Origin of the sequence: Kitasatospora sp. NPDC007106, assembly GCF_040634455.1 — a bacterium.
GTDB classification, from domain to species: domain Bacteria; phylum Actinomycetota; class Actinomycetes; order Streptomycetales; family Streptomycetaceae; genus Kitasatospora; species Kitasatospora arboriphila.
In genome coordinates this window covers 1-7,890 of sequence record NZ_JBEYFP010000257.1, presented here as the reverse complement: position 1 = coordinate 7,890, position 7,890 = coordinate 1, and the positions used below count along the sequence as shown (strand labels likewise).

Annotated in this window: 6 protein-coding genes; 4 read left to right on the top strand and 2 right to left on the bottom strand. The window is 73.4% G+C overall.

Going from position 1 to position 7,890, the window contains the following annotated elements:
* Positions 1–202 (bottom strand): hypothetical protein (locus ABZ641_RS19950; RefSeq protein ID WP_359983482.1); only part of this gene is annotated, 202 nt, incomplete at its 3' end.
* Between the two features lie 272 nt (positions 203–474).
* On the opposite strand from ABZ641_RS19950, the gene ABZ641_RS19945 reads away from it, so the two are divergent.
* Both ABZ641_RS19945 and ABZ641_RS19940 read left to right on the top strand, forming a co-directional pair.
* Positions 475–837, top strand: a complete 363-nt coding sequence (locus tag ABZ641_RS19945; protein ID WP_359983479.1) for a hypothetical protein — start codon at positions 475–477, stop codon at positions 835–837.
* A gap of 602 nt (positions 838–1,439) precedes the next feature.
* The gene (locus ABZ641_RS19940; RefSeq protein WP_359983476.1) at positions 1,440–2,669 is read left to right on the top strand and encodes a DUF4132 domain-containing protein; all 1,230 of its coding nucleotides are present in this window, start codon (positions 1,440–1,442) and stop codon (positions 2,667–2,669) included.
* A 404-nt stretch (positions 2,670–3,073) separates the two neighbouring features.
* On the opposite strand, the gene ABZ641_RS19935 is transcribed toward ABZ641_RS19940, so the two are convergent.
* On the bottom strand, positions 3,074–4,912 hold the full coding sequence (locus tag ABZ641_RS19935) for a serine/threonine-protein kinase (RefSeq protein WP_359983474.1): 1,839 nt from the start codon (positions 4,910–4,912) through the stop codon (positions 3,074–3,076).
* A 369-nt stretch (positions 4,913–5,281) separates the two neighbouring features.
* On the opposite strand from ABZ641_RS19935, the gene ABZ641_RS19930 reads away from it, so the two are divergent.
* Together ABZ641_RS19930 and ABZ641_RS19925 are read left to right on the top strand one after the other, a co-directional pair.
* Positions 5,282–5,935, top strand: coding sequence for a GPP34 family phosphoprotein (locus tag ABZ641_RS19930; RefSeq protein WP_344627063.1), 654 nt, complete (start codon positions 5,282–5,284; stop codon positions 5,933–5,935).
* 341 nt (positions 5,936–6,276) lie between these two features.
* Positions 6,277–7,035, top strand: a complete 759-nt coding sequence (locus ABZ641_RS19925; RefSeq protein WP_359983471.1) for a hypothetical protein — start codon at positions 6,277–6,279, stop codon at positions 7,033–7,035.
* Positions 7,036–7,890 lie beyond the last annotated feature (855 nt).

Below are 7,890 nucleotides of genomic sequence, written 5' to 3'. Positions count from 1 at the left end.
CCCCCGTCACGCCCTCGGCCCGTGTCGGTGCAGGGTCGGCGTCCGGTGCTGCCGGCCGATCGCCGGGACTCCTCTGGCAGGCCCGGCAGGGGACGTAGGCCCTGCCGTCGGGCGTGGACACGGTTCCCCACCCCTCGCAGATCCGGCACGCCCGTGCGCGTTCGAGGTCGACCGCGGGCAGGGGGCCGTCGGCAGTGCTCATGGGCTGGCTCCCTCGTGCGGCCGGACCGGCGCCCGCGCCACCGCGCGCAGCTCGCCGGTGGGTGGCGCCATGAGGTCCAGGATCTATCAACATGAAGAATTCATCAACTCAACATGTCATGCATTGCTGCCGAGGCAACGCCTCCCCGGCAGGAATCGATCGCTTACGGTCAATTCGGCGAGCGAGGCCGCCCGATTTCCTAGGCTCACCCGACAGAAGCGGACAACAGCGCGCCGGGACGCCTCCCTGCGCCCGAACGGTCGGAGGAACACATGGCCGGGATCGAGACCTCGCTCAAGGAAGCGATGACCATCGAGGGCGCCATCGGGGCCGCCCTGGGCGACTACACCAGCGGCATGGCGCTCGGGACGGCCGGCCCGACCGAGACCCTGTCGGTCGCGGCCGCCGCCACGACCGACATCCTGCGCGCCGAACTGCGCGCCCTGGGCCTGGCGGGCCAGGGCGACCAGAAGCTGGAGGACATCCTCATCAGCCTGACCGGCCAGTACCACCTGATCCGGCCGCTCACCCGCCACCCCGGGCTGTTCCTCTACCTGATGCTCGACCGCAGTCGGTCCAACCTGGCCATGGCCCGCCACCAAGCCCGCCGCATCGAGGCCGACCTCGAGCTCTGACGTCCCCTCCACCAGTCCCCCCGCAAGAGCACGTCGGCGTCCGGGGCCGGGGCGGCAGCTGCGCGGACGGCGCCCGGGTCAGGCCGAGGCGCCGGGTTCGTCCCCCGAGCCGCCGGACGGCTGCGAGGACGGCCTCGACCGCTCCGGGTGTCCCCGCCGGGGCTGAGAGGGTTGCGCAGGGCCAGCCGGTCCAGCCCCTGGCGCGCTGCGTCGCCGGCAGTGCGTCCAGGGCGGGGATCCGGGGCAGCCGCTCGGCGAAATGCGGGCCGCGCCCACGACGCCGAGGCGGTGGGTGATCGATCCGAAGCAGGGGGCGAGTTCCGCCTCCTTCGGGCCGTCGAGGAGGGACGGTGTCCACACCTGCACCTGCCGGACGCCCGTGGCCCGGTACCTGGCGGACATGCTCGGGTGGGCAGCACGGCGGCGAGCGGCGTCAGCCCGGGTGCGAGGCGGGCGTCGATCGCGGCGCATGCCGGCCGGACCCGACACCAGCACTCGTAGCACTCTCGAGCCCGTCCCGAGCCCCCGGTTCCCCAGCTCCGCTCGCACCAGAGGTGACGCTCCGTCGGCAGACTGTCCGCGCCGTCTGCCAAGATCACCGCATGGACGAACGCGTGGATGAGCTGCTGGATCCCGAGAACACCTGGGTCCAGCGGATACGGGTCCGGTTGGCGGCGCTTTCACCCGAGCTGACCGAACTGGTGCTGCACCTCGCGGCGAGTGGTGAGTTCTGGGACTGGCGGGGCAGGACCAACGGCGCCTGGAAGCGCCGGACCAAAGCACTGCTCAAGGCCGACGGGGCGCCGGAGCTGGTCCGCGAGGCCGTCGCGGCGCTCGCCGAGGGCGGCTCGCTGCACAACCGCACCGACCCGAACATCGAGTACGACTGGCTGCGGCCCTCCCCCACCCGTCACCTCGCCAACGGGTTCGTGCTGGCCTGCGGCTTGCTCGGTGGCAAGGGTGCCGATCCGGCGGCCACCGATGCCCTGGTCGAGGTCCTGCTGACCGTCGCCCGGAAGAACGCCTCCGTGCTGGACGGCTACTTCGTGCGCGACGACGACCTCTCCGGCGCGGTCTTCACCGCTCTCGGCGATCTCGCCGCCATGGACGCGCTGTGGACCCTGCACCGCGAGGTCCAGCCCGGCGCCCACTGCCACCTCGTCCTCGTCAGGGTGGTCAAGAAGACGGCGACACGTCAGGGACTCCTGCCGGAGCAGCTGGCCGAACGGACCGTACCCACCTGCGGACTGGGCCCCGATCGGACGGTCCGGCTCGGTCCGCCGGCCTGCGGCGCGCCATGGGTGAACCTCTCCTATCAGTCTGTCGTCACCCTCGAGAGCAGCGGCGAGGTGACCGTCGACTGGATCCACACCGACGGAAGCGCTGTCCGCACCCGGTCCCCCTTCCGCTCCCCGAAGGGCTTCAAGGCCCGCCACGGTGACGAGCAGGTCCACATGACGCGGTGGCTCGCCCAGCACGTCGAGTCCACGCTGAGCGCCGAACGCACCCGACTCCGCGCCCTGCTGCCCCTGGACCGGACCTGGCCGTACGCCGAGTGGGCCCGCCACTACCGGGACCACCCCGTCACCGGTCTGCTCACCCGCACCCTGATCTGGGAGCACCACAACCCCGACGGCACCTGGACCGCCGGGCTGCCTGCCGCGGACCACGGCCTCCACACCCCGGCCGGCCCCTCCACCGGGGCCCATGACGACACCCTCGTACGGCTCTGGCGGGCCGACCGCGCTCCCGCCGCCCAGCAGCAGGCCCTGGCCGAGTTGTTGGAGAGCCGTGGAGTCGAGCCGTTGGTGCCGCAGTTCGCCGGCTGCTGAGTGCCGGCCGGGGCCGACGAAGCCGGGCACCTGACCCCCGATTGCCGCCCGTCCGGGAGATCGGTCCACGCAGGTTGCCGAGCCTGGCCTGGACATCGGGGGTAGCAGCGGCCCCGAACCCATCAGCGGATCTGCCGGAATCGGGAGCGTCGGATGCCGCTGCTGGTGCGGCACCCCCGGCCGCGGGGGGCAGTAGGGCCCCCCGGGCCGCCACGCCCCGTGCGGAGGATGCCCGTGCCTGTCACACTGCCGTTCTGCCCCTGGACACGGAACTTCGGCTTGCACATCACCGCACCTGTGGTCTCCAGGTCGGCAACAGCGTGATCCTCTCGCCGTTGCCGCTGCCGTGCTCTCGCTCGGCCTTCCGTCGGGCCCGCTGCCGCGGAGCCGACGCGAGGCAGGACTCAGCCCGCGCCCACCGCCACCCCCGCACCGCCCTCCTGTGGACTGGGGCCGCAGCCGAACGAGATGGTGCCGCGCGAGGAGTCGGGGAAGGTGAACCGCTGCACCGTCACCGTGCGGGTGCCCAGACTCGAGGTGCCCTCACGCGCCGGCACGATCCCGTGGTCAGTGCGGAGGCAGAGCGCGGGCGGTACGGCAGCGAACGTTCGTGCCGCGGCGACCTCCACCACGAGGGAGGATCCGGAGGCGTAGCTGTCGAGTACGGCTGCGGAGAATCCGTTGGCATCGAGGGTCCCCCCGATGCGCATGGCTGCTGTGCCCAGTGCGACCGGCCGGGTGTGCGCGGGGTCGCAGGCGCTGGAGTACTCGTAGCGGCCGGGGAAGATCACGGGGATGGACATGTGTCCGGGATAGAGGCCGGTGCCCAGGGGGGTGAGCGAGTATGCCATGTCGAACGGGCGCACGGTGTAGGTGCGGGACCCGTCGTGGACGAGCACGCAGGAGCCCTCGCTCATCCAGGCGCCCGGGAACTCGCGGTCGGTCTGGAACTGCAACCGCCGCCTGTAGGGGTCGGACTCCGTCCCTACACCGGTGGCGAGCACGGTGTCGTTCGCGCTGCCTTCCCCGGCGGGCACCGGGATCGCACCTCCGGTCGTGGCGGAGCCGAAGTCCGCGGCGTCGAAGACCGGCCTGCTCGGGGCCGTGGTCTCCAGGGCGTGCAGCTCGGGTGTCCGCGTCGGCCACCAGCGGAGCGCGGCCGCGAAGGAGCCTGCCGCAACCACGCACGCCGCCACCGTGAGGAGCACAACCTGCCGCCCGCTGCGCCGGGCGCGCCGCGGGTCCGCGGTCCGGCGGCGGACTCGGTCCGGCAGGCCGGGCCGGGTCGCCGGGGCCGTCGGCGGGTGCAGATCGGCACGCGCTTCCCATATCCGGTGGGTCCTGCTGGTCGTGGTGACTCGTCCCGGTGCCGATGCGGTCTCGGCGTCGTGGTCGACCGGCATCCGGGGTGCCGTCCGCGGTTCCGGCCACGACGCGAGTGGTGCCTGCCAGCCGCCCCTCGCAGGCCCTTCCAGGACTGCGCTGAGCATCTCGGCGGCCTGTTCCGCGCTCGCCCGCCGATGCGGATCCTTGACGAGGAGTGCGTCCAATGCCGCCGCGAGCCGCCCGGCCCGGACGGGTCGGCGGTGGGGTCGGTGGCAGATGGCATGCGTCAGAACGGGAAGGCTGTCGGCGGAGAATGGCGGCACGCCCTCGACCGCGTGATACAGGGTCACACCCAGCGACCACAGGTCGACTGCAGGCGAAGGGTGGCGCTCGTCCAACTGCTCGGGCGCCATGTACCGGGCGGTGCCGACGGGAGCGCCGCAGCCCGTCAACTCGCCCGGGACATGGGTGAGGTAGGCGATGCCGAAGTCGGTGAGGACGGCGCGGTCTCCGGCCAGCAGGACGTTGCCGGGCTTGACGTCGCGGTGGACGATCCCGGCACGGTGCGCAGCGCCCAGCGCGCCCAGCAGGGCCAGACCGATGCGGGCAACCCGGTCCACCGGCAGCGTCCCGTGCTCGCCGAGCTCGGCCGCCAGGGAACGGCCATCGATGTACTCCATCACGAGGAGAGGAGAGCCGTGGTGCACCACCAGGCCCAACCCGGCCACGATCGAGGGGTGGCGCAGGGATGTGAGCGCCTCCGCCTCGCGCATGAACCGCTGGAGTTCCACGGCCGACTCGCCGCCCCGCGCTGTCGGAGCAGATATCTCCTTGAGCGCGACCTCACGGCCGGACTGCTCGAGGTCGCGGGCGAGGATCACCCGGCCCATGCCGCCCTTCGCGATTTCCCGGACCAACTCGTAGCGTCCAGCGACCAATTCATGTGCATGCCCCACGCCGCGCCACTCTAGCGCTCCCGCCTCCGGCGCTGTCCGTTTTGCACCCGCAGCCTCGCTCGGATCAGCGTCTGGTGTTCGCACCGCCCCCGCAGGCAGGCCCGGGGGCGCCCCGTCGCACCGTGCCAGGTGGGAACCTCGGTGCTCGGGCCGGCTTCCCGGGCTGCGCTGGGGACCGGCCGTGTGCCAGGCCCGCCCACGCCCCATCCGCAACCCGACCCGATGGGACTCAAGGACGACGGCCGGGCGTGCGGATGCGCCCACAGGCGGAGGATCGGTTGGTCCTGTCGGTCGATGGCGGGCGGGAAGGGGCGCCGTATCGTCGGAGTCATGAGCCGAGGACTGCATCTGGCCACCTATCTGCTGGCCTTCGACACCCGCGCCCAGAGCTTGCAGGACCGCACGCGCGCCGGGTTCCTGCTGCGCGCCGCCGCTCTGGCCGAGCTCTCCCACCGGGGTGCCGCGGCCGAGGACGGGACGGGCCGGGTGCAGGTCGTGGACGCCGGCCCCACGGGGGACCGCGTCCTGGACGCGCTGCTCGCCGAACTGGCCGACCGCCCCCGCACCTGGAAGTCGTGGATCAAGCGCAGCCGCGACGACACCCTCGAGGCCGTCGAGGAGCGCCTCGCGGTGCTCGGCATCATGACGATGGCCGACCGCGACCCGTACGGCCCGGTCGCACCGCACCGCACGGTGACGATGGACGACCCGCGTGAAGCCCTGGACCTCCAGGTCCGGGTGGCCGAGCTCGTCCGCGGCGGCGCCCCGGTCGCCGAAGCGCCGTACGCCGACGCGGTCCTCGCGGCCCTGGCCGCCCACGGACACCTGAAGCTGGTCCTCACCCGCCACGACCGCAAGGCCAACGCCGGGCGGATCACCGCACTCACCGACCGGCTCGCCGACCGGACCCCGGGCCTGGCCCGGGCGGTGAGCGGGCTGAACCTGACCATGGTCGCCGCCCAGGGCGGGATGGGCGGCAGCTGAGGGCCGTCGGACCGGTTCCGACGGAAGGCAGCGGGTTCCTGGAGGACTGTCCGTGGCGCTCCTTCGAGACCGCCTGCTGGAAGACCGATAGCGGGGCACTCAAGTCCCGGCGCGCTCGCCCGAGCCCCACTGCGCGGCGCCAAGGGGAACGGGGACGGCCGGGAGGAGGCGGCCACCGGTCCACGGTGCTGGCGCCCTGACGCAGCGGCAGCGTGGCCGGCGGTGCGAGCAGGCCGGCAGCCGGCGCCGGCGTGAACCGAACCTGCCCGGCATGGGCGAGGACGACCGGCGCCACTCCGGGGGGTGTGCGGGGTGCCGGTCGGTGCTGGCAGTCTTGCCCGGTGCTGATCGACGGATATGACGATGCCCCGCTGGTGGCCGGGGAGGAACTGCTCTCGCACCCGGGTTTCTGGGCCGCGTACCTGCTGTGGATGTGCGAGTCGGACGACGCGGACGCCGAACCGGGCGCGGAGTGGTTCGGAGCCGACGAGGCCGATGTCGACGCCGTGTACGAGACGCTGCTGGACGCGGAGCGCTGGCCGGCGTTCCGGGTGCCGTTCGGGGGCGGGCACACCGCGGTGGTGGTGAGCCGGAACCTCCCGGACGACGGTGGGACGGAGTACTTCGTCACCCATCCCGACTGGCGGCGGCACGGCCACCTCGCCACCGTCGACGGCCACCAGGCGGGCCCCGGGCTCTCCTGGCCGGAGCTGACCCACATCGCCGACACCGCCGACCGTACGGCGCCGGGTGTCCACGACCGCCACGCCCGGCTGCTGCTCCTGCTGCCCGCCCTCGGCGACGACAACGCGCCCGGGGACGCGGCAGAGGTGATCGCCGAGGCGCTGGTCCGGATCGGGGCTCCGGCCGAGGAAGCTCCGCGGGTGGCGGCGCTTCTCCTGGACCATCCGCTGTGGGACGCGGCTCACTGGTCGCCGCCCGGCCGTTCGCCGCTCAGCGGCGGCGGGGCGCAGCCGTGCGACGGCATCCTGCAGTGCGACGGCCCGTACAGCCCGCGCTCGGGCGTGCAGCTTGCCCAGGGCATCACTGTGGAGCAGTCCGAACGGCTCGCCCTCGCGCTCGGTACCCGGCCCGCCTGACGTCCTGAACCGACCCACGGTCGGTGGCAGGCGGCCCGGGCACCTCCGGGCCACCCGGACCGCCCGGGCCGCACGGGACGGGTCCGGCGCCCGCGGCGGTCGACGCCCTGGAGCGGCGCTCCCGCCCGTACGCCGCCCCGGCGGCGGGCACCGCCAACCACCCAATAGTCCGAAATTGCCCAAATGCCCCTAATGGGGCGGATGTATTTGTGAGATACGCCGCCTTCGGCGCTATTTGCCGGATAAGCCTGGACTCCGGCGCCGCCGGGAGGATAGAAATCCCCAACCCCAGTCGGTCAGTGCACCGACGAACATCCACAGGGGACCTGCACGGCGCCGGTCCGCGACCGCCGCCAAGGCCGTCCGCCCGGTACGCCCTGCACGCCCACCACCCCGACCCTCCTGCCGAGGTGACACCGTGACAGCGATCAACGACCCTCCGCTCGCCGAACCGTCCCGTGCCGCCGGACGGTCCCGGCCTCCGCTGTGCCGGCCGCCAAGGCCCTGCACGGTGGTCGCGACCGCCGCCTAGTCGCGGCCCCGGCCCACGCGCCGGGCCTTTCCGACCAGAGCTCTCCCGATCGTCACCGCCACAACGCCGGGCCCACGGCCGTCCGCCCCTCCCAGCGGACCCGGCCCCTGCCCGTGCGTCCCTCGCCGGCCCGTCCGTCGCGCCGGCTGCCCCATCGAGGCCGTCTGCCGTCCGCCGTCCCCCACGGCCACCGGCACCACGCGGCCGCCCCCTCTCCCCGGCGTCCACCACTCTCCCGGCGCCCCTCGATCGCCCCGGTGCGCACCTGCCGTGCCCGCCGGGCAGCCCGTGCTGCCCGCACAGGTCTCCCCCGGCCTTCCGTG

Coding starts and splice junctions, on each gene's coding strand:
- ABZ641_RS19940 (WP_359983476.1), top strand. CDS start 1,440: ATGGACGAACGCGTGGATGAGCTGCTGGATCCCGAGAACACCTGGGTC.
- ABZ641_RS19945 (WP_359983479.1), top strand. CDS start 475: ATGGCCGGGATCGAGACCTCGCTCAAGGAAGCGATGACCATCGAGGGC.
- ABZ641_RS19930 (WP_344627063.1), top strand. CDS start 5,282: ATGAGCCGAGGACTGCATCTGGCCACCTATCTGCTGGCCTTCGACACC.